Genomic DNA, 18497 nt, shown 5'->3' with positions numbered 1-18497 from the left:
GCGACGGCGTCAACGCGCGAGATACTGGACGAGCAGCGTCGTGCCGACGCCAAGACAGAACCAGAACGCTCGCGACGCTTCGCCGCCGAGTGCCGCGGTCCACGGACGCGGCGCGGGCGCAGAAGCGGGTTCCGCATAGCGCCTGCGATTCGCGGCGAACGTGCCTGCCGGCGTACTCGCCGGTGTGCGGGTCAGCGTGTCTGGCGGCGCCGGATGCAAAGGCGCCATGCCGTTGGCCGACTCCACGCCCGGCGCTGCGCCTTCGCTTGCGCTCGAGGTCAAGGCCGCGTCGAGCGCGGTGAAAAACTCGTCCGCGACTTTCCGTGCGGACGCGTCGATCAACCGGCCGCCAATCTGTCCGAGCTTGCCGCCCACCGAAGCGGATACGGTGTAGCGCAACCGCGTCTGCGCGCCCTCGTCAGTCAGCGCGACTTCCGAGTGCCCTTTCGCAAAGCCGGCCGCGCCACCCGTACCTTCAAAGCTGAGCTTGCAGCCCGACGGCTCGACGATGTCCGACATCAAAATGCGTCCGCTAAAACGCGCGCGCACCGGTCCGATTTTCAGCAACACACGCGCGTCGCGCTCAGTCGGCGACAATGCGTTGACTTCCTCGCAACCCGGAATGCATCGCGACAGGATGTCCGGATCGTTGATCGCCGCCCACACCTGCGGGCGCGGCGCGTTGATGAGTTGCTCGCCTACCAGTTCCATATTCCGCTCCTGCGCCGTTTCCGGGCCTGCTGCTGTGCGGCTCACGGCGCGCGCCGCGCCCGCATGGTGGTGTGTTCCTGCCGATCGTGATTTTCGCCGGCCAAAAAACGCTTCATCTGCCGTGCATCGAACCGGCATCGGCGTATCAATGCGCGAATACGATGCTTTGCAGTTCGCGCGCGTCGGCGGTCTGCGTCAGCGCGGCCATTAGCAGGATACGCAGCTTCAGCGGCGTCAGATCACTGCCCGCCAGAAAGCCATCGCGCTGCAGAAAGGCCTGCTCCGGCACCATGCCGCGCAGCGCGCGCGTCGACTGGACGATCAGGACGCCCGCTTCCCGCGCCCGTTGCAGCGCGTGCGCCTCCTGCTCGGCGGGGCGTCCCGGCGGCAAGCCCGCACTGACGATCGCGCGTGCGCCCGCTGCCACGAAAGCGTCGATCGCCGCACCGTCCGCGCCCGCATACGACATTGCGATGTCGACGCGCGGCAGCATCCAGCCGTGCTGCTCGGCATAGGCAAGCACCCTACCGAGCCGGCCGTTGCGCAGCACGGGTTTGCGCCGCCAGCTCACGCTTGCGTCCGCTTCGACGCGTGCGAGCGGACCGAAGCCCGGTGCTTCGAAAGCGGCGAGTTCGAAACTCGCGACCTTGGTCGCGTCGCGCGCCGCGAACACCAGACCGTCCATCGCAACCAGCGCGCCGAGCCCGCGTGCGCCTTCCGACGACGCCACCGCGAGCGCCGCCCGCAGATTCGCCGCCGCGTCGCTGCCGGTGGTGTTGAAAGGCCGCTGTGCGCCCGTAATAACGACCGGCACATCGGTGGCGAGCGTCAGGTCGAGAAACCAGGCCGTCTCTTCCAGCGTCGCCGTGCCGTGAGTCACGACCACGCCGCGAATCTGCGGATCGCCGGCAAGCGTGGTTTCGATCAGCCGCGCGAGTTCGACCCAGTCGCGCGGTCCGATCGACGTGCTGCCAAGACGGCGGAAACTCGCCGCTTCACACGCGAGATGCGGCGCTAAATCGCCCATTCTGGCGAGCAGATCCTCGACCGGCAGCACGATGCCGCTTTCCGAATACTCGATCCAGTCGAACGGTCCACGCGCGTGCATCGCAAACGTACCGCCCGTGCCGATCACCGCGATTTTCGGGCGCGCGCAATCCGCCGGGCCGCTCATGCGCCGCTCCCGACACGCACGAACACCTTGCCCGTCTCGACGCGCACGTCGTGCGCCGCTGCGTCGCGCGTGAGCGGCGCGCACATCGCGCGTCCGTTGCGCACGTCAAAGAGCCCCGCGTGCAGCGGACATTCGATCTCGTGTCCTTCGAGTTCGCCGTCGGACAGCAGCGCGTTGCCGTGCGTGCACATATCGTCGATCGCATGCACCGCGCCATCCACGAGAAAAAGGCCGATCCGCCGTCCGTCTATCGTCACGCCATGACACGCGCGTTCGGCGAACAGCGCCTCGAGCGCACCGACTTCATGCCACGGGGGCATGTCGTCCGCCGCCTGCATCACCGCGCTCATAGCGACGCCCTCCATACCATCGACATCGGCTCGTGCGCCTGCATCGCGCCGGTCAGATCCTGAACGCGCGTGATGCCACGCCGCACGCAGAAGCCGTTCAACTCGTCGATGATCGCGGGCATCACGCCGGGATTCACGAAATTCTCCGTGCCGACCTGGACCGCGGTACAGCCGGCCAGCAGATATTCGATGGCATCCGACGCGCTGGCGATCCCGCCGCAGCCGATCACTGGAATCTTCACGGCCTGTGCGCACTGGTAAGCCATGCGCAAAAGCACAGGCTTCGTCGCGCGCCCGGTGATACCACCCATCAGATTCGCGACTTTCGGGCGGAACGTTTCCGTGTCGATCGCCATTGCCAGCATCGCATTACCCATGACGATGGCTTCGGCGCCTGCCTCTTCGGCCGCCTTTGCGACTTCGACGACATTGCCCGCATTCGGCGTCATCTTTGCCCATACCGGCAGCCCGCTGCGCTCGCGCATCGCGCGCACCACATCGTGCGTCGCCTGCGCGTCCATGCCGAACGCCTTGCCGTCGGCCTTCAGATTCGGGCACGACACGTTCGCTTCGATTGCCGCGATTTCCGGCACGGCGAGTTTTGCTGCGAGCGCGCCGAAGTCGTCGACGCTATCGGCAGAAATGCTGGCGATGAGCGGCGGCAGATACCGGCTGTAAAACGGCACGGTTTCCCGCAAATAGTAGTCGCTGCCCCGGCTCGGAATGCCGATCGAAAAAAGCGTTGCGTCGCGAAACTCGGCGACGCGCGGCGGCGGATTGCCTTCTCGCACGTCGTCCGTGATCGTCTTGGTGACGATCGCGCCGAGGCGATTCAGGTCGAACACGCGCGCAAAGCCGTCGGCGAAAGTACCCGAACCCGGCATCACGGGATTGGCGAGCGTCACGCTGCCAATCGTCACGCTGAGATCTACCATGACACGGTCTCCTTCAATCCAAACACGGGTCCATCCCAACAGACGCGGCGATAGGTCAGTTCGTCCGACGTGTCGGTTTTACGGAACGGTCGCACGCACGCATAGCACGCGCCGAGCGCGCAACCCATGTGCTGTTCGAGCGCGATCTGGCCGGCTATGCCGTGCGTGTTGGCGAAACGCTGCAGCAGCATCAGCAACCGGTTCGAGCCGCAGGTCGTAACGAAATCGAACGGCGTCTCCGCATGGATGCGTTCGAGCAGCATGTCGACGTGAGTCACATTGCTGGTGTTCTCCGCGTCTGTCACGGCGATCACGTCCGCGCCCGCGTCGCGCAGATAATCCGCCGACATCACCAGCGACGGATCGCGCGCGCTCAGCACCGCCGTCACTTTTGCGCCGCGCGTAACCGCGAAGCGCGCGAGCGGCGCGAGCGTCGCAAGTCCAACGCCGCGCGCGAGCAGGAGCACGTGGCGTGCACCGTCCGGCACATCGAAGCCGCGGCCGACCGGGCCCACCGCGTCGAGCGTATCGCCGGGTTCGAGCATCGCGAGTCCGCGCGTGCCCGCGCCCTGCACCTTGTATAGAAACTCCACACATGCGTGGTCGCGATCGACACGGTACACACTCATCGGACGCCGCAGGAATGGCATCGCGCCATGCGCGGCCGGACAATGCAGATGAAAAAACTGCCCCGGCCGCGCAGCGAGCGCGGTGGGCGATGCCTCGACGATCAGATGCCGGTACTCGGCGTTCACCCAGCGATTGCTGACTACGCGGCACGCATTCTGCGCGACTGGAAACGCGAGCTCACGCTCCGCTGCGCATGCGGGCACGCAGCCGGCCTCGTCATCGCGGCATTGCGCAGGATCGCTCAACGCGAGCGACGATTCGACTTCTTTCATTCGGACTCCAGGAGATGAGTGCGGCCACGAATCGCATCGAGGCCAGCGAAGTCGGCGGCGAACGGCAGCGGCTGCACGCCCGTCTCGACCATGTGCAACTGTTCGAAGCACATATGACTGATGCGCCACGCGCCGTCACTGCCGCGCGCGTACTGTTCGGCGGTGATCGCCGCGAGCAGCACGCCACGGCCGCTGTCGTCGAGCAGCGCGATCTGCCACAGGCGCCATGTCGCTTCGGCGCGATCCGCATCGATCACGTCGATTCGCTCGCCCGTGTAGTAATGCAAGGCAAACCGCCACGGCGAGCGGCGGAACCACTGCTCGATCGCCGCGCGGCCGACCAGGTCCGAACCGAAACCGTCGCCGCCTTGCCACACGGCGTCCTCGGTGAAGCATTCGGCCTGTTGCCGCGCAACGTCATGCATCACCGGGTCGGGCTGGAGCGCATAGCAGCGCGTGTATTTCTGGTCGGCCAGCGCGGCATACTGTGCTTTCAGCCGGCGGATCGCGTCGATCGCTTCGAGCCGCGCGACGCGTTGTTCCAGCAACGCGTTCATCGCGCCACCTCCTTGAGCGGGACGGCGGCATCGGCGAGACGCGCGCGATCGACCGGCGTTTTCGCTTCGATCAGCGCTTCGAGCGCGCGCCGGTTGCGGCCGCAATCGATCAGCACCGCGCCGCTCACGTAATCGCCGTCGAGCGCGACGAGCGTCGCCGGTCCCGCGCCGATATCGCCGCGCGTAACGAATCTGTGGTTCGCTTCGGGACGGCCGATCACCTGAATGTTGAAACCGAACTGATCGGTCCACATCCACGGCGTTTCGTTGAACGGCTCGACACGGCCGCAGATGAATCCGGCGACCGCGCGCGCCTGGTTTTCGGCATTGCGCCACGTCTCCTGACGCAGCATCCGTCCGAAACGGCCATTGTATGCAACCGCGATGTCGCCGGCCGCATAGCACCACGGCGCGACCGGACTGCGGCAGCACGCATCGACCACGATGCCGTCGACACTCGCGATCGACGTGCCTTCGAGAAAATCCACCGAACACTCGATGCCCGCCGCAACCAGCACGAGATCGCAGGTATGCGCGCCGCTCACGCCATCTACGTGCACGGCAAAACGGCGCGCGGCGGTGCGCTCGATGTGCGTTACGGCGACCCCCGTTTCGATCGTCACACCGTGCGCGCGATGCACGCCGGCGAGCCAGTCGCTCACGGGCGGCGGCAGGATGCGCGCCATCGGCCGCGCGGCCGTTTCGAGCACCGTCGCGTGCTTGCCGAGTTTCGCGGCGGCCGCTGCCACCTCCATGCCGATCACGCCGGCGCCGATGATCACGATGTCGCGCGCCCCGGCGAGCGCCTCGCGCAGCGCGAGGCAATCATCAATTGTGCGCAGACTGTGCACGCCCGGCTGATCGATACCGTCGATGCGCGGCATGCGCGCTTTACCGCCCGTCGCCACCACCAGTGTGTCAAAGTCCACACGCGTCGAATTGGCGTCGTCGAGTTCGATGGCACGATGCTCACCGAGCGGATCGGCGAATACCCGGCGCGCACGGGCACGATAACGGCGCGTCGGCGTCGCGCACGCCGACGTTTGCGTGTTGTCCTCCCAGAACCCGGCGGGCGCGAGCGTCAGATCAGCGGGCGTCTTTTCGCCGAGCAGCAATTCTTTCGACAGCGCGGGCCGTTCGTACGGCGCATGCGCTTCGTCGCCGATCAACGCAATCTCGCCGCGATGGCCGAGCGCACGCAGATGCTGTGCGACGCGCCCGCCCGCATGTCCCGCACCCACGATCGCAATGCGCGCGTCGCGCGGCGCGCCGAGTGAGGCGTCGCTCATTGCGCGTCCTCCCGCACTTTCGCGACGACCACGCGATACAGCGTCGCGCGCGGCGTGCGGGCGACATAGCGGCGCGCCATGCCGGCCGGTATCACGATCACCTGACCCGCTTCGAGCGTGTAGCGTTCGTCGTCGGCTTCGACGTCGAGCCGGCCTGCCAGCACCGCGCCGATCTCCTCGCCGGGACCGGGTGCTTCAAACGCGAGTGCCGCTGCGTCGCGCAGTTCGTGCACGCTCACGTCGAGCGTGCGCCCCGTCATCCCATTCAGACGTTCGGCCGCGGGCAGACGCTGGAACCCGGCGCTCACGACTTCGCTCCATCGCCGTCGCGACCGGCGAGCGGGTAATACGCCTGGGTGCCTGACTTGCCGTATTCCCGGCGCGGCGGACTCACGACGTTCAACCGCATGCTGACGCCTTCGCTGCCGAAACGGTTCCTGCCGTAGTGGCTCAAGCCGGCCGGAATCACGACCGCATCACCCGCGTCCATGCGCACGTCGGCGCCCGGCTGCGCCGGATCGTCGGTGTAGATCGTGCAGCTGCCGAGCAGTTGCAGCGAGGCCTCCTCGCCGTGGCTATGCGCCTTGGCCGGCAATTCGCTGCCCGCCTTCTCGACGAATTTGACGACTGCGACACTCATCGACTCGCCTGCCAGCGACTTCATATAGAGGCCGTCTTGCACGACTTCGGTGAGCGCGTCGTCGATGGTGAAAACCTGGCATCGGGGCATCGTCGTTCTCCTTGTCATCACAGCGGCGGGCGCATCACGAAGGTTTCGCTCGCGACGAAGCGGCGTGGATCGTATCCGTCGATCACCGCCTGTTGCCCATAGAATTCGAGCGCCGGCGCGATTTCGGCAAGCGACAGCAGCATCTGCATCAGCACTGCGCAGTCGGGCGGAAGCGCGTCGAGCGCGAAACCGTTCAGATATGCAACGATGTCGTCGACGCGCGGCAGGATCGCGTCGCCGAACGCCTTGATCTCGTCCATCGACGCAGCATGGCGCTGCATGTTGCGCTTCGTCTCCGTGTCGAGCGCCCACACCGGCGCGAACGGCGCGAGATCGGCGAATACGTCCGGCAGCGTGGGCAAGCTCGTCGGCGCCGCGTCGGCGCGCGAGCTGCGCGAAATGGGCATGGCGATGACCTGGGTCTGCATGATTCGCTTCCTGGATGAAATCAGTTGGCCGCGGCGACGATCCGCTCGACGACGTGATAGTTGTGGCGCACCAGCAGTTCGTTGTCCTGCAGCACCATGTGCGATTTGGCGCCGGTCTCGGCGGCGCGCTGCGTGCGCTCGAGCGTACTCAGGTCTTCGAGCAGCACGTCGCGCAGCGCGACCTTCATGTATTCGAGGAAGAAGCGGCCGCCCGCGCCATTCATTTCCGGGTAATAGACTCGCGCCTCGAAAAACGTCCTGTTATGCGAGATCGGGCGAAAGTTGTAGGCCTGGCAATAGTTCGGCCGCAACGATAAATAGAAGTCCGGAAAAACTACGTTGATGTCGAACAGCCAGTTCGGGCTTCCGGTCCAGTTGACGCCTGCCGGCAAGGCGTCGAGGGGAAACGCGTGCTTCGTGTTGCCCATGCCGTTGCGCAGCGCCGCGGCCGCAATGGGCCGCGTGGTCGCGGTCAACGCGGCTTTCGCCGCGTCGCCGCCCGAAGTCAGCGCCTTCGGATTGCCATACACCGACTTCTGGTTTCCCGCGAGCGACAGACGCCGATGAAACTCGCCGCACAGCGCGTCGAGCGGCGGCATGCTGCCGCCGTCGCTCTTGTCGATCGCGTCAGCAATCGAATGGCCATGCACGTACGCCACGTGATACGCCTCCTGGAACGCATCGAGCGCGAGCTTCCAGTTGCAGTTGACGACCGTGCTCCATTCGAAGCCGACTGTCAGTTTGTCGAATGGATAGCCTTCGATACTGCCGAACATCGGCTTCATGAAACCAGCCAGCGACAGCGCCGGGTTGGGGTCCATATTGACGAAGATGAAGCCTTGCCAGACGTCGCAAGCCACGCGGGTGAGACCGTGCTGCGACTTGTCGAGATCGAAGAAGCACTGCTCCTCGGGCACCCCTGTGAGATTGCCGTCGAGATCGTAGGCCCAGCCGTGAAACTTGCAGAAAAACTTGCGCGCGCTGCCACAGCTTTCATACGCGATCTCGTTCAATCGATGCGAGCACACGTTGTGCATCGCTCGGATCTCGCCTTGCCTGTTACGCACGACGATTATCGAGGTATCGCAGGCGGCGAGTTCCTTCACGAAGTAATCGCCCGGTTTCGGAATTTCCTCAACACGCCCCACGTGGATCCACGTTTTCTTGAAGATCGCCTCTTTTTCGCGTGCGAAATATTCAGGGGATACGTAGGGCTCGACTGGAATCGGACCGGTGCCCATCTCGGGATAGCGGGCGGTCAGGCCCTCGCCGGGGTTCATGCCTTCCATCTTCATTCTCTCCGTTGCGGGGCCTGATGCAGGCCTCGTTCAGCGACGCGCAGCATCCGCGCTCATCGTTTAAATACTGAATGTCATTCTTTTTTAAAAAAATAGCTGTGTCAACAGATTTTGATTGCCGATGAAAACGGAATGGCCCCTGCCTTAGGTACGGCGGGCGTTTCAGCCAAAGATGACGAGAATGTTGGGAAATTACGCGGAAACGTGCGCCACGGCGCGCCGCGGAAGGTTCAAATCCGCTCTGTCTGGCGTTGTCGTTGGCGGGACGGTCGCGCCACGGTATGATGACGTACCTTTCAATAGCAAATACCGTTAGCTAAAACACCGTGCCTCAAGTCAAAAAACCCGAGATGCGCAACGCGATCGTAGCCGGCGCGTTCGATCTGTTCTGCCGCAAGGGCTACACGACGACGACCATGACCGAGATTGCCCGTTCTTCTGGAACGACGGTCGCTAATCTCTACGTCTATTTCGATTCAAAGCTGCTGATCCTTTACGAGATCTACGAGCCCTGGCTCATGCGCGAACTCGAAAAGCTCAAACACGCGGTGAAGATGGCGCGAACCCCACGCACGAAGTTGCGCCGAATCTTCACTGGAATCTGGAATGACATCCCGGCCGCGGACCATTCGTTCGCAAACTCGCTGATCGAAGCGCTCGCGAGCGCGCCCGAGAAAATGGGGAAACCGAATTCACTTCTTGCCCGGGTGGAAGCAGTCATTTCTGCATTGATCCGTGAGACGTTGCCGGAGGAAAGGCAAACTATCGTGCGTGACGATCTCCTCGCCCACGTTGTCTGGATGGCGTTCGACGGCTTTGTTATCAACCATCGGATTGGTGACCTGAGAGATATGGACGCCATTGCGGAATTGATGGTGAAGTTGCTCTTCGGCGAATAGGTAACGCCAACACATCGTTAGCTACAGCATGTGTTGGCGTTGACAGTTGAGCTAGCGTTATTCACGGTAGCGTTAGTCAGTTCTGCAACCCTGTCAGCCGTTCTGGAAAGAATCGCGATACTCGGGCGCGGCGTCTGCACGCGTGTTCAGTTCGAACATCACACCACCCGGTGCCCGACAGAAAAAGCGTGAACCGCGGCCATTGTTGAAAACTTCCGTCTCCATTTCTACGCCATCCGCCTTGAAGCGTTCATATAATTCCCGCACGGCTTTCAGGCTCGGGAGTTCGAACCCAGCATGGAACGCCCGGGGCCAAGCCGGAACATCGTTACTGGCATGGTCGATCACCACGTCGAAACCGGGGCGCTTAAGTATGTAGGACTTCTCCCAGACGCCCGACACGGTGAAGCCGAGGTATTGTTCAAAGAACTGCGCGGTAGCAGCCGTGTCTGCCGAGGGAAAGCTCAGGTGGTTGAGCTTCATGTTGCTGATCAGATCATTCATCGTCGGTCTCTCTTCAAATAACTGTGGGCACCTCTGCCCGACGACGTCAGAATATAAGTAAAAGCTCGCATTCAACAACTCGCATTGCGATCGCCTGATCGTGCGCCGCGAGTTCCCCGTGTGGTGTGCGAGACGGGCCGGGAGGCACGATCGTGCCGCGCCGATTGCTCACATTCCGCCCGCTCGCGCCGAATGCTTGCCGCGCCTCGCGACCCTCGACAGATAGCCGAAAGCGGCCGCGCGCACGCGATGTTCCAGGCTTTCAAGGTCGCGCTCCCCGCGCTCGCCTGCTGCGTCCGTCAGGCCCTGGACGATCGCGAGCAGATCGGCTGCGGCCACTTCAGGATGCTCGAATCGCGGTGCCACACGCCTGACGATCGCCACGACCAACGCGTCGAACTCCACTTTCTCGACCTCGCCACGCAATGCAGGGCTGCTCTCCTGCACGTCGAGTAGCTTCGCCAGCATAGGTCGTTGTAGCTGCTGGCGCACCGATGCGCCAATCAGATACTCGAGCGCGGCTTTACCGCTCCGTTGAGTCAGCGCGGCTGCTGCATCGTCGTAGAACCGCCTGGTTTCTCGCTGGATAAGCGCGACCGTCAGCGCATCCTTGCCAGGAAAGTATTGGTATAGCGAGCCGATGCTGACGCCCGCGCGCCGGGCTATCGCGTTCGTATTGAACCCTTCGAGCCCCTCGGCTTCCAGAACCTGAGCAGCCGCCTCGATGATCGATTCCACTGTTTCCTCGGCGCGCGCCTGGCTCGGCGTCTTGCGCAGGCGAGTGATGCTCGGGCGTGAAGAGTGAGTCATGTGTGCTCCGTCGTTGCGGATTGCCGCATGGGTGGAAGTGTGCGCCGTTCTTATCTGGCCACGGCTTTTCAGCATACAGGCAGGAGGTGCAACTCGCATGTCCAGGCTGGCCGATCAGGTGCATTGGCGATAGCGCGTCTTGACGCGTACCAAACCACACATTTGTTAAACAGCATCGGGATATAGCGATCCAATGATGCCTGCCGCTCGCGCCAATCCCCGCATTGAGAATTATGCAGCGTGCATATCCGCCCCGGTGCACACAGTCAATGACGCTCGGGCGCGCATGGTTCATTTTGGAAGGAGTGACAGGCGGTCGCCCTGGTAGAGGATCTGGTCACAGGCTCTGCCTGTACGAGTTCCGATCCGACCAGCCACACCCACCTCTATGAGCGGCGAGCCGACATGGCGAAGCAATCGCCGATCGCTCGACAGTGCGTGCTTTGCAAAAATATCGAGACAACAGATAAGTAGTCCCGACGCATCGCGGCAACCACGGAATAGCGAAAGACCTGACCGCAGTTTTGGTGGACTCGATGGGCGGTATCGAGCGCGCGCCGAGTTTCGACCCGGTGCAGTACCGCCAATACTTCAGGGGCTTTAATCTCCGCGATTGCCCGGCCACCCAGCCAAGGGAACACGTCCTTCTGAGGCGGGCAATGATCTTGTCGGCGCGGGTCTTTGCCCATCCCGGCGCATGCCTCGCAAACCACTCACGGGCAACGGCTTCGAAGCTGTTTGCGGCGCGCTCCACCGTTGCTGCTTTCTGCACCTTGCGCTCAATGCCCGGATCGACGCCATTGGCCAACAGCCTACGAGCCTCATCGCGACATGCACGCGCTTCTTTCATGTTCACATCTGGATAGACGCCCAGCGCCAGCCGCTTTTCCTTGCCTGCAAATCGGTATTAGAACCGCCAGTACTTTCCGCCTGCCGGAGAGACTCCAAGTACATGCCCGAGCCGTCAGTAAGACGGTAGGCCTTTTCGCGCGGGCGCGCGCTGCGAACCTCGACATCAGTGAGGGGCATTCAAAACTTCGTGGGGGCATCAGCCTATGGGGCATCTAACGTGCCCCCGAATGTGCCCCCTCATGCCCCGAGACGTCAATGAATGTAGCCAGACTTCGCCGGACGTAAAAAACCCCGCGAGCCTTTCGGCTGCGGGATTTTCGGACAATCTCGGACGACTTCGGATGTGATCGTGGTGGAGAGGAGGAGGATCGAACTCCCGACCTTCGCATTGCGAACGCGACGCTCTCCCAGCTGAGCTACCCCCCCAACATCCAAGCAATTCTAGCACAGGCATTTTCCATTTTGCCAAGCCCCAAAAGGCAGCAAAAAGCGGCACCAAACCTCACCTCGACGCCCCACCCGCAAGCACCCAATCCACCACCGTGCGGATATCCGCATCGCTCATCGTCTGATGCGCCGGCATTGGAATCATGCCCCACACGCCGGAGCCGCCCTCTTTCACCTTGCGCGCCAACTTCGCCTGCGCTTGCGCGTCACCCTTGTACTTCGCGGCGATCTGCTGGAACGACGGACCGACCAGCTTGCGGTCCACCGCATGACATCCCATGCACGCGTTCGCGTTGGCGACCAGTTGCCCGCGCGGCGTATCCGCAGCTCGCGCAGCCGATACGCCCAAACCCGTCAGCACACCACCCATCAGCACGCTCACCGCAACAGCAACTTCGCGCATCATGGCGTCGTCGCCTTCGGATTACCCGGATGTACCGAATTCGAATTGCTGACCGGCGCCGGCGCCTGCTGCTCCAGCGGCCGCGAACTCACCGACGAATCAGGAATAGCGCCGACAGTCGCCGCGCTCGCGTCCGGTTGCGATGCCGCTATGGGCGCCGTCCCCGCCGCAGCGGCGGCTGCCACGGCTTCCTGCGGCTGGATGTACTGGAACACCTTCACCACCTGCACCACGCCCGGCACGCGGCTCGCGACATCCGCGCCGCGATTGCCTTCGTCCATCGTTACGAGGCCCATCAGATACACCGAGCCCCGCTCGGCCACGACCTTGAAGTTGTTCGCCGAAATGTTCTTCTCGGCGATCAATGCGGTCTTCACACGCGTCTCGAGGTAAGTGTCATTCGTGCGCGACGAAAACGAGCTCGCCGGCATGATCGCCAGTTCGTTGACGATCGTGCTGACGTTGTTCAAACCACGCACGATGGTCTCCGCGCGCTGCTTCGACACATCCCCCGCTACTTCGCCCGTCAGCAGTACGCGGCGATTGAACACCGTCACGTTCACGTGCGCGTTGTCGGGCAGGTTCTGGCTGATCTGCGAAAGCGCCTTCACCTGCAACTCACGATCTTCGGTCTGCGCGCCGAGCGTGCGCCGGTCGGTCGCCACCAGCGCGCCGCCGCCCGCCGCGCCGGCAACGGCGAGAAAGCAGCCCTGCAATGTTGCGGACAGCCCCGCCGCGAACCCAACCACCAGCACGGTTCTCACCAGTGTCTTCTTGACGCGGAATACGCTCATCAACTAGCTCTCCTTCGGAATCGGTCTCAGTCTTCGCCCAGCAACATGGCATCGATGCCGTCGCACAGACAATGGATAGTCAGCAAATGCACTTCCTGGATACGCGCGGTGCGATCCGACGGCACGCACACGTGAATATCGGTATCGCTCAATACGTCCTGCATGCGTCCGCCGCCCTTGCCGGTCAGCGCGACCGCGATCATTTCGCGCTCGTGCGCGGCCTCGATCGCGGCGAGCACGTTGGCGGAATTGCCGGACGTGGTGATCGCCAGCAGCACGTCACCCGGCTGGCCGAGTGCCCAGACCTGCTTCGAAAAAATCTGTTCGAACGAATAGTCGTTGGCGATGGCGGTCAATACCGACGTGTCGGTGCTCAGCGCAATCGCCGGCAAGCCCGGCCGCTCGCGCTCGAAGCGGCCGATCAGTTCGGCCGCGAAGTGTTGCGCGTCGGCCGCCGATCCGCCGTTGCCGCACGCAAGAATGCGATTGCCGTTGGCCAGCGCGGCGAACATCGTGTCGATCGCAGCGGCGATCGGCATCGACAGGGTTTCGAGTGCTTCGAGTTTGACTGCCGCGCTGTCGCGGAAGTGTTGTTGAATGCGTTCGACTGACATCGAGTCTCTATCTTCTACCGCGAGTGGACCGCAATGCGCGGCCGTGTTGTGAAGTCGTATTGCGAACTCGTGCCGCTCCGTTGAAGCTGACCGGCAACGCAGTGCATGTGCGCAAAACCATCACGAATTGCGCCGCTTCCTGCGTTGTCGACGTTATCCCGTGGCCTGCACGCGAGCGCAAGTTTATCGCACTCACGCGCGTTCTCCGCGCATGGCGTCAGACTTCGTCGGCACGAAACGCATCGCGCAACCACACGAGCCGCCCGGCTTCGAACGCGATCACGTCGAACCGGCAAGCGGGCTGATCGCGCGACTGCGAGCTACGGGTCGCCAGATAATGCTGCGCGGCACGCACGATGCGCTGTTTCTTCCGCCAACCGATACTCGCCGCCGCGCCGCCGTACCGGCGCTGCGCGCGCGCCCGCACTTCGACGAACACCAGCGCGCCGTCACGCTCGCGCATCACGAGATCGATCTCGCCGCCGCGGCACGCCACATTGCGCGCGACGAACCGCAAACGCTGCCGCTGCAAAAATTCCTGCGCGCGCGCCTCGAAGGCCGCGCCGACGAGTTTGGACCCAACGGGCGCCGAAAAGTTGTGCGGCGTGCCGAATGCGCCGATCGACGCTACCGCGCGCACCGTCTGCCGGTCGCCAAGGTCGCCTGGGTCGCCCGGCACCGCGTGGCACAATGGCGGCCTCGTTCCGTCTGTTTGCGTCTTCTGCCTCATGACACCTCTCTCCGAACTCGCGCAAGGGCAGCAATATCCGACCGCCGCGCTATATGTGGTGGCCACGCCGATCGGCAACATTGCCGACGTCACGCTGCGCGCGCTGCATGTGCTCGGACTGGTGGACCGCATCGCAGCTGAAGACACCCGCAACACGGGCCAACTGCTCGCGCGCTACGGCATCTCGAAGCCGCTCGTCGCGGTGCATCAGCACAACGAGCGGGCTGCGGCGCTACGCCTGATCGAGCATCTGCAAGCGGGCGAGCGTGTGGCCTACGTCTCCGATGCGGGCACACCCGGCATCTCGGACCCCGGCGCGAAGCTCGTCGACGCGGTCCGTGAAGCCGGCTTTCCCGTCATTCCGTTGCCCGGCGCAAGCGCCCTCGCGACCGCGTTGAGTGCGGCCGGCGACTGGGTCGCGACGTTCTCGTTCCTCGGCTTCCTGCCGCCGAGAGCAAAGGCGCGCGCCGCGACGCTGCAGTCGCTCGCGAACCACCCTCACGCAATGGTGTTCTACGAAGCGCCGCACCGGATCGTCGAAACGGTGCAGGCGCTGGCGGACGCATTCGGCGGCGAGCGCAAGCTGCTCGTCGCACGGGAATTGACGAAGTTACACGAAGCGCTGCATCGCGGCACCCTGGCCGAAGGGCCAGCATGGCTCGCTGCCGATCCGAACCGGCAGCGCGGCGAATTCGTGCTGGTAGTGGAAGGCGCGCAACCGGAAACCGCCGGCGAACACGATCACGACGCGCTACTGGGGATTCTGCTGGAAGAGTTGACGGTGAGCAGCGCGGCCAAAGTAGCGGCGGCTATCACCGGAGCGTCGCGCAACGCGCTGTACGCACGCGCGCTGGCGCTGAAGAAAGACGAAGAATAAAGCTGACAGGCAAACAACAAGGGCCGCGCGATGCGGCCCTGCGTTTTCTGCGGACACGATGCGAGCGCCCACCATCCTCCACGGCACCGCGAAGCGCACACGTGAAGCGCGCCCGCCGCCGCTACATCACTTCTCGGCGCTCGAATCCGAGTTCGATGCCAGCATTTCGTCACGAGCAGCACGTGCTTCCTGCTGCGTCAGACCTTCGATCTGGACCCGCGCCGTACCGGCGTGACGCATGTCGAGCACGGCGGCGGCGGCCATCGACAGATCGATCACCCGGCCGCGCGCATACGGGCCGCGGTCGTTGATGCGCACGACTACCGAGCGCGACGTGGCCGGATTCGTCACGCGCACATAGGAGCCGAGCGGCAACGTACGATGTGCCGCAGTCAGCGCGTGCATGTCGTAGCGTTCGCCGTTGGCGGTACGGCGGCCATGAAAGCCGCGGCCGTACCACGAAGCGCGCCCCGTCTGATGAAAGTCCGAAACGCCGGAACCCTCATCCGTGAGAGGCTTTGCATCGGCCAACGCAGAGCCTTGGGTGGTCACGTCGGAGGCCGGCGCGCTACCGAAAGCTTGCGGTCCGAAGGAGCCCGCCTGCGTATTTTTTGTGCTCTGCGGCACGCCGCTGTCCGACGTGTTGCCGGCGCCCGGAGGCGTTGCGCAACCCGCCAGCACAAAAAAGGCAAAAAGAGTCCCCAGACCACGGGATAACCGAGTTTTCATAAGACGTGCAATCACATTGTCGAGCCGCATCACGCGAAAGTTGAGCGTGTTGCCTGCGACTCCGGCGGCAATGGACGACAACGCGCCACGCAGATGAGCGCAGTACGTCAAAGCCCGGATGCGGCTCACTTAGCCGCTACCGCACGGTTAATTTTCACGTCTGGCGCAACCTGTCCCCGGCAGCCTGACCAGACCCCACATGCCGCCATCGAACGTGGCAAACACGTTCTTGCGCGCGAAACTCAGCGTGCAGGAACGGCGGCGTAGGCCCCACCCAGCGTCACGGCATTTAATCCGTAGCAGGCGCGTGGCGCCTGGCTGGGCAAGACGTGTGCATCGAATGCATCGATACCTGATGGCTGTCCATAAGTGCGACAGCCCATACTTGAGTGGCGATCCGCGTGCCCATTTTTGATGGGGACGCATCGCCTTGTGGCAGCACAGTTCCCTGTGCATGGAGAGCATTATACCTAAAACAGAATTTCGGGATGACAACCGACTGAAAACCTTGATGAATTTTCACTCCTGCTGCAAAAATGGGCAGAGGAAAGCCCGCTGCGACGAGGCTACAGCAGCTCGGCGGGTATGGACGAGAGGCCGGTACAATCAACGTTTTTCCAGCGGCGCGCTCATCCATGAAAGTCACCTTGATCCCCGTCACGCCGTTCCAGCAGAACAGCTCGCTGCTCGTTTGCGAGGCAACCGGGCGCGCGGCCGTCGTCGACCCGGGCGGCGATCTCGACATCATCCAGGGCGAAATCTCGAGGCAGAACGTGAGCGTCGAAAAAGTTTTCCTGACGCACGGGCACATCGACCACTGCGCCGGCGCGAAGACGCTGGCCTCGCACTATGGCGTGCCGATCGAAGGTCCGCATCCCGACGAACGCTTCTGGCTCGACAAGCTGCCCGATCAAAGCACGCGCTTCGGCTTTCCCGCCGCCGAAGCGTTCGAACCGGACCGTTGGTTGCAGAACGGCGAAGCCGTGCACTTCGGCGACGAAATCCTCGAGGTCTATCACTGTCCGGGCCACACGCCGGGCCATGTGGTGTTCTTCAGCCGCGCGCATCGGCTAGCGCTGGTGGGCGACGTGCTGTTCGCCGGCTCGATTGGGCGCACGGATTTTCCGCGCGGCAATCATGCGGATCTGGTGCGCTCGATCCGCGAAAAACTTTGGCCGCTCGGCGACGACGTCACTTTCGTCCCGGGCCACGGCCCAACTTCCACGTTCGGCGCCGAACGCCGCACCAATCCGTATGTCGCCGATGGAGTCGAGGCATGAGTAGCGAAATCTACGTGAGCACCGATGTCGAAGCGGACGGCCCGATTCCCGGTCCGCATTCCATGCTCAGTTTCGCCTCCGCGGCCTACACCGAAGACAAGCGGTTGATCGCAACCTTCTCGGCGAATCTCGAACTGCTCGAGGGAGCGAGGCCGCATCCCGTGCAGGAAGCGTGGTGGAAGACCCAGCCCGAAGCATGGGAAGCCTGCCGCAAGGATTTGCAGACGCCCGTGACCGCGTTGACGGCGTACGTCGACTGGATCGAAGCGTTGCCGGGCAAGCCGGTGTTCGTGGCGATGCCGGCGGGCTTCGACTTCACATACATGTTCTGGTACATGATGCGGTTTGTCGGCCGCTGTCCGTTTTCGTGGTCGGCGCTCGACATCAAGACGCTGGCCTTCGCCATGACCGGGCTGCCGTACCGCAAGAACATCAAGCCGCGCTTTCCGAAACACTGGTTCGACGAGCATCCGCATACGCATGTCGCGCTGGATGACGCGATCGAACAGGGCGCGCTTTTCTGCAATATGTTGAAGGATCTACGCGCCAGTCAGGCGATCACACTCGCGGCCGGTAAAGATGGGGACGGCACAGGACAAAACCCCGCTGAGGAACCGGCAAATTAGGTAATCTCCCTCGTCGAGGCCGTTTTACATTGCGTTTCGTTTTCGCCCCCTCTACCATGCGTTGATACGGCGACGCAAACGGAGGCGCAGTTGACACTCGATACGTTCTCTCAAAAAATCCTGCGCCTGCTGCAGCTCGACGCACGCCGCTCGGTGCAAGAGATTTCCGACCAGGTCGGCCTGTCGAGTACCCCATGCTGGCGGCGCATCAAGGACATGGAGCAATCGGGGGTGATCCAGCGCTATACGGCGCTGCTGGATCGGGAAAAGCTCGGGCTGCACGTATGCGCCCTCGCGCATATTCACCTGACGCGACACACCGAAGGCGGCGTGGAACAGTTCGAGCGGGAAATCGCCACCTGCCCGGAAGTCACCGAGTGCTACAGCACGACCGGGGAGTCCGACTACATCCTGAAGATCGTCGCGCCGGACATCAAGGCCTACGACACCTTCCTGCACGAACGCATCTTCAAGATTCCTGCCGTCGCGCAGGTTCGTACTAGCGTCGTGCTGCGCGAAATCAAATTCGATACGCAGTTGCCGTTGTGACGCGCTGAT

At 63.3% G+C, this 18497-nt stretch carries 23 protein-coding genes, 1 tRNA gene and 1 pseudogene; 5 read left to right on the top strand and 20 right to left on the bottom strand.

The genetic code is table 11. The features are described 5' to 3' along the window. Nucleotides 1–9: 9 nt before the first annotated feature. The 11 genes from PDMSB3_RS01095 to PDMSB3_RS01045 all read right to left on the bottom strand — a co-directional run bounded on the left by PDMSB3_RS01095 (nt 10) and on the right by PDMSB3_RS01045 (nt 8365). Nucleotides 10–711: a CoxG family protein gene (locus PDMSB3_RS01095; RefSeq protein ID WP_007179603.1), complete on the bottom strand. Its 702-nt coding sequence runs from the start codon at nt 709–711 to the stop codon at nt 10–12. 145 nt (nt 712–856) lie between these two features. Next, nucleotides 857–1885, bottom strand: a complete 1029-nt coding sequence (locus tag PDMSB3_RS01090; RefSeq protein ID WP_007179604.1) for an asparaginase — start codon at nt 1883–1885, stop codon at nt 857–859. After that, nucleotides 1882–2235, bottom strand: a complete 354-nt coding sequence (locus tag PDMSB3_RS01085; protein WP_007179605.1) for a non-heme iron oxygenase ferredoxin subunit — start codon at nt 2233–2235, stop codon at nt 1882–1884. The genes PDMSB3_RS01090 and PDMSB3_RS01085 overlap by 4 nt, the downstream gene beginning before the upstream one ends. Beyond that, the gene (locus PDMSB3_RS01080; RefSeq protein ID WP_007179606.1) at nt 2232–3170 is read right to left on the bottom strand and encodes a dihydroorotate dehydrogenase; all 939 of its coding nucleotides are present in this window, start codon (nt 3168–3170) and stop codon (nt 2232–2234) included. Before PDMSB3_RS01080 ends, PDMSB3_RS01085 begins: the two co-directional genes overlap by 4 nt. Further along, a complete protein-coding gene (locus PDMSB3_RS01075) occupies nt 3164–4072 on the bottom strand; it encodes a dihydroorotate dehydrogenase electron transfer subunit (protein WP_165184291.1) in 909 nt (302 codons plus the stop codon). Before PDMSB3_RS01075 ends, PDMSB3_RS01080 begins: the two co-directional genes overlap by 7 nt. Continuing rightward, nucleotides 4069–4629 carry a nuclear transport factor 2 family protein gene (locus PDMSB3_RS01070; RefSeq protein WP_165184288.1) on the bottom strand — a complete coding sequence of 187 codons (561 nt, stop codon included), beginning with the start codon at nt 4627–4629 and terminating at the stop codon, nt 4069–4071. The genes PDMSB3_RS01075 and PDMSB3_RS01070 overlap by 4 nt, the downstream gene beginning before the upstream one ends. Next, nucleotides 4626–5918, bottom strand: a complete 1293-nt coding sequence (locus PDMSB3_RS01065) for an NAD(P)/FAD-dependent oxidoreductase (protein WP_007179609.1) — start codon at nt 5916–5918, stop codon at nt 4626–4628. The genes PDMSB3_RS01070 and PDMSB3_RS01065 overlap by 4 nt, the downstream gene beginning before the upstream one ends. Next, nucleotides 5915–6226, bottom strand: a complete 312-nt coding sequence (locus PDMSB3_RS01060; protein ID WP_007179610.1) for a cupin domain-containing protein — start codon at nt 6224–6226, stop codon at nt 5915–5917. The genes PDMSB3_RS01065 and PDMSB3_RS01060 overlap by 4 nt, the downstream gene beginning before the upstream one ends. Further along, nucleotides 6223–6648 (bottom strand): cupin domain-containing protein, encoded by a 426-nt coding sequence (locus PDMSB3_RS01055; RefSeq protein ID WP_007179611.1) that lies wholly within the window; start codon nt 6646–6648, stop codon nt 6223–6225. The genes PDMSB3_RS01060 and PDMSB3_RS01055 overlap by 4 nt, the downstream gene beginning before the upstream one ends. A gap of 17 nt (nt 6649–6665) precedes the next feature. After that, nucleotides 6666–7076, bottom strand: coding sequence for a hypothetical protein (locus PDMSB3_RS01050; RefSeq protein WP_007179612.1), 411 nt, complete (start codon nt 7074–7076; stop codon nt 6666–6668). A gap of 20 nt (nt 7077–7096) precedes the next feature. Continuing rightward, on the bottom strand, nt 7097–8365 hold the full coding sequence (locus PDMSB3_RS01045) for an aromatic ring-hydroxylating oxygenase subunit alpha (RefSeq protein WP_007179613.1): 1269 nt from the start codon (nt 8363–8365) through the stop codon (nt 7097–7099). 335 nt (nt 8366–8700) lie between these two features. Here PDMSB3_RS01045 and PDMSB3_RS01040 point away from each other — a divergent pair, with 335 nt between their 5' ends. Beyond that, the gene (locus PDMSB3_RS01040; protein ID WP_007179614.1) at nt 8701–9273 is read left to right on the top strand and encodes a TetR/AcrR family transcriptional regulator; all 573 of its coding nucleotides are present in this window, start codon (nt 8701–8703) and stop codon (nt 9271–9273) included. Between the two features lie 93 nt (nt 9274–9366). Here PDMSB3_RS01040 and PDMSB3_RS01035 read toward each other — a convergent pair whose 3' ends face one another. The 8 genes and pseudogenes from PDMSB3_RS01035 to PDMSB3_RS01000 all read right to left on the bottom strand — a co-directional run bounded on the left by PDMSB3_RS01035 (nt 9367) and on the right by PDMSB3_RS01000 (nt 14427). After that, nucleotides 9367–9777, bottom strand: coding sequence for a VOC family protein (locus PDMSB3_RS01035; RefSeq protein WP_007179615.1), 411 nt, complete (start codon nt 9775–9777; stop codon nt 9367–9369). Between the two features lie 168 nt (nt 9778–9945). Further along, nucleotides 9946–10587 (bottom strand): TetR/AcrR family transcriptional regulator, encoded by a 642-nt coding sequence (locus tag PDMSB3_RS01030; RefSeq protein ID WP_165187308.1) that lies wholly within the window; start codon nt 10585–10587, stop codon nt 9946–9948. Between the two features lie 494 nt (nt 10588–11081). Further along, nucleotides 11082–11616: pseudogene (locus PDMSB3_RS01025) on the bottom strand (tyrosine-type recombinase/integrase); the annotation flags it as partial. Nucleotides 11617–11789: 173 nt separating this feature from the next. Then, nucleotides 11790–11865: transfer RNA gene (locus PDMSB3_RS01020), tRNA-Ala, on the bottom strand. Nucleotides 11866–11941: 76 nt separating this feature from the next. Beyond that, nucleotides 11942–12289, bottom strand: a complete 348-nt coding sequence (locus PDMSB3_RS01015) for a c-type cytochrome (RefSeq protein ID WP_035518433.1) — start codon at nt 12287–12289, stop codon at nt 11942–11944. After that, on the bottom strand, nt 12289–13083 hold the full coding sequence (locus PDMSB3_RS01010) for a BON domain-containing protein (RefSeq protein ID WP_007179618.1): 795 nt from the start codon (nt 13081–13083) through the stop codon (nt 12289–12291). The genes PDMSB3_RS01015 and PDMSB3_RS01010 overlap by 1 nt, the downstream gene beginning before the upstream one ends. A gap of 26 nt (nt 13084–13109) precedes the next feature. Next, entirely contained in the window at nt 13110–13697 is a 588-nt protein-coding gene (locus PDMSB3_RS01005; RefSeq protein ID WP_007179619.1) for a phosphoheptose isomerase, read from the bottom strand. A gap of 217 nt (nt 13698–13914) precedes the next feature. Next, complete coding sequence (locus tag PDMSB3_RS01000) at nt 13915–14427, bottom strand: YraN family protein (protein WP_232064085.1); 513 nt, start codon at nt 14425–14427, stop codon at nt 13915–13917. Between PDMSB3_RS01000 and rsmI the strand changes: the two genes are divergently transcribed. Further along, a complete protein-coding gene (gene rsmI, locus PDMSB3_RS00995) occupies nt 14426–15304 on the top strand; it encodes a 16S rRNA (cytidine(1402)-2'-O)-methyltransferase (RefSeq protein WP_007179621.1) in 879 nt (292 codons plus the stop codon). The two genes, PDMSB3_RS01000 and rsmI, sit on opposite strands and share 2 nt — an antisense overlap. A gap of 126 nt (nt 15305–15430) precedes the next feature. Here the strand turns inward: rsmI and PDMSB3_RS00990 are convergent, their stop codons facing one another. Beyond that, on the bottom strand, nt 15431–16033 hold the full coding sequence (locus tag PDMSB3_RS00990) for a septal ring lytic transglycosylase RlpA family protein (protein ID WP_405044908.1): 603 nt from the start codon (nt 16031–16033) through the stop codon (nt 15431–15433). 635 nt (nt 16034–16668) lie between these two features. Here PDMSB3_RS00990 and PDMSB3_RS00985 point away from each other — a divergent pair. The 3 genes from PDMSB3_RS00985 (at nt 16669) to PDMSB3_RS00975 (ending at nt 18488) form a co-directional block, all read left to right on the top strand. Continuing rightward, complete coding sequence (locus PDMSB3_RS00985) at nt 16669–17313, top strand: MBL fold metallo-hydrolase (RefSeq protein ID WP_165184286.1); 645 nt, start codon at nt 16669–16671, stop codon at nt 17311–17313. Then, nucleotides 17310–17939, top strand: coding sequence for a 3'-5' exonuclease family protein (locus PDMSB3_RS00980; RefSeq protein WP_007179624.1), 630 nt, complete (start codon nt 17310–17312; stop codon nt 17937–17939). The genes PDMSB3_RS00985 and PDMSB3_RS00980 overlap by 4 nt, the downstream gene beginning before the upstream one ends. A 90-nt stretch (nt 17940–18029) precedes the next feature. Further along, nucleotides 18030–18488: an Lrp/AsnC family transcriptional regulator gene (locus PDMSB3_RS00975; protein ID WP_006050474.1), complete on the top strand. Its 459-nt coding sequence runs from the start codon at nt 18030–18032 to the stop codon at nt 18486–18488. Nucleotides 18489–18497 lie beyond the last annotated feature (9 nt).

The organism is Paraburkholderia dioscoreae (assembly GCF_902459535.1).
Classification (GTDB): domain Bacteria; phylum Pseudomonadota; class Gammaproteobacteria; order Burkholderiales; family Burkholderiaceae; genus Paraburkholderia; species Paraburkholderia dioscoreae.
Note: the sequence above shows the minus strand (reverse complement) of the source record. Positions and strands in the feature narration are given on the sequence as shown.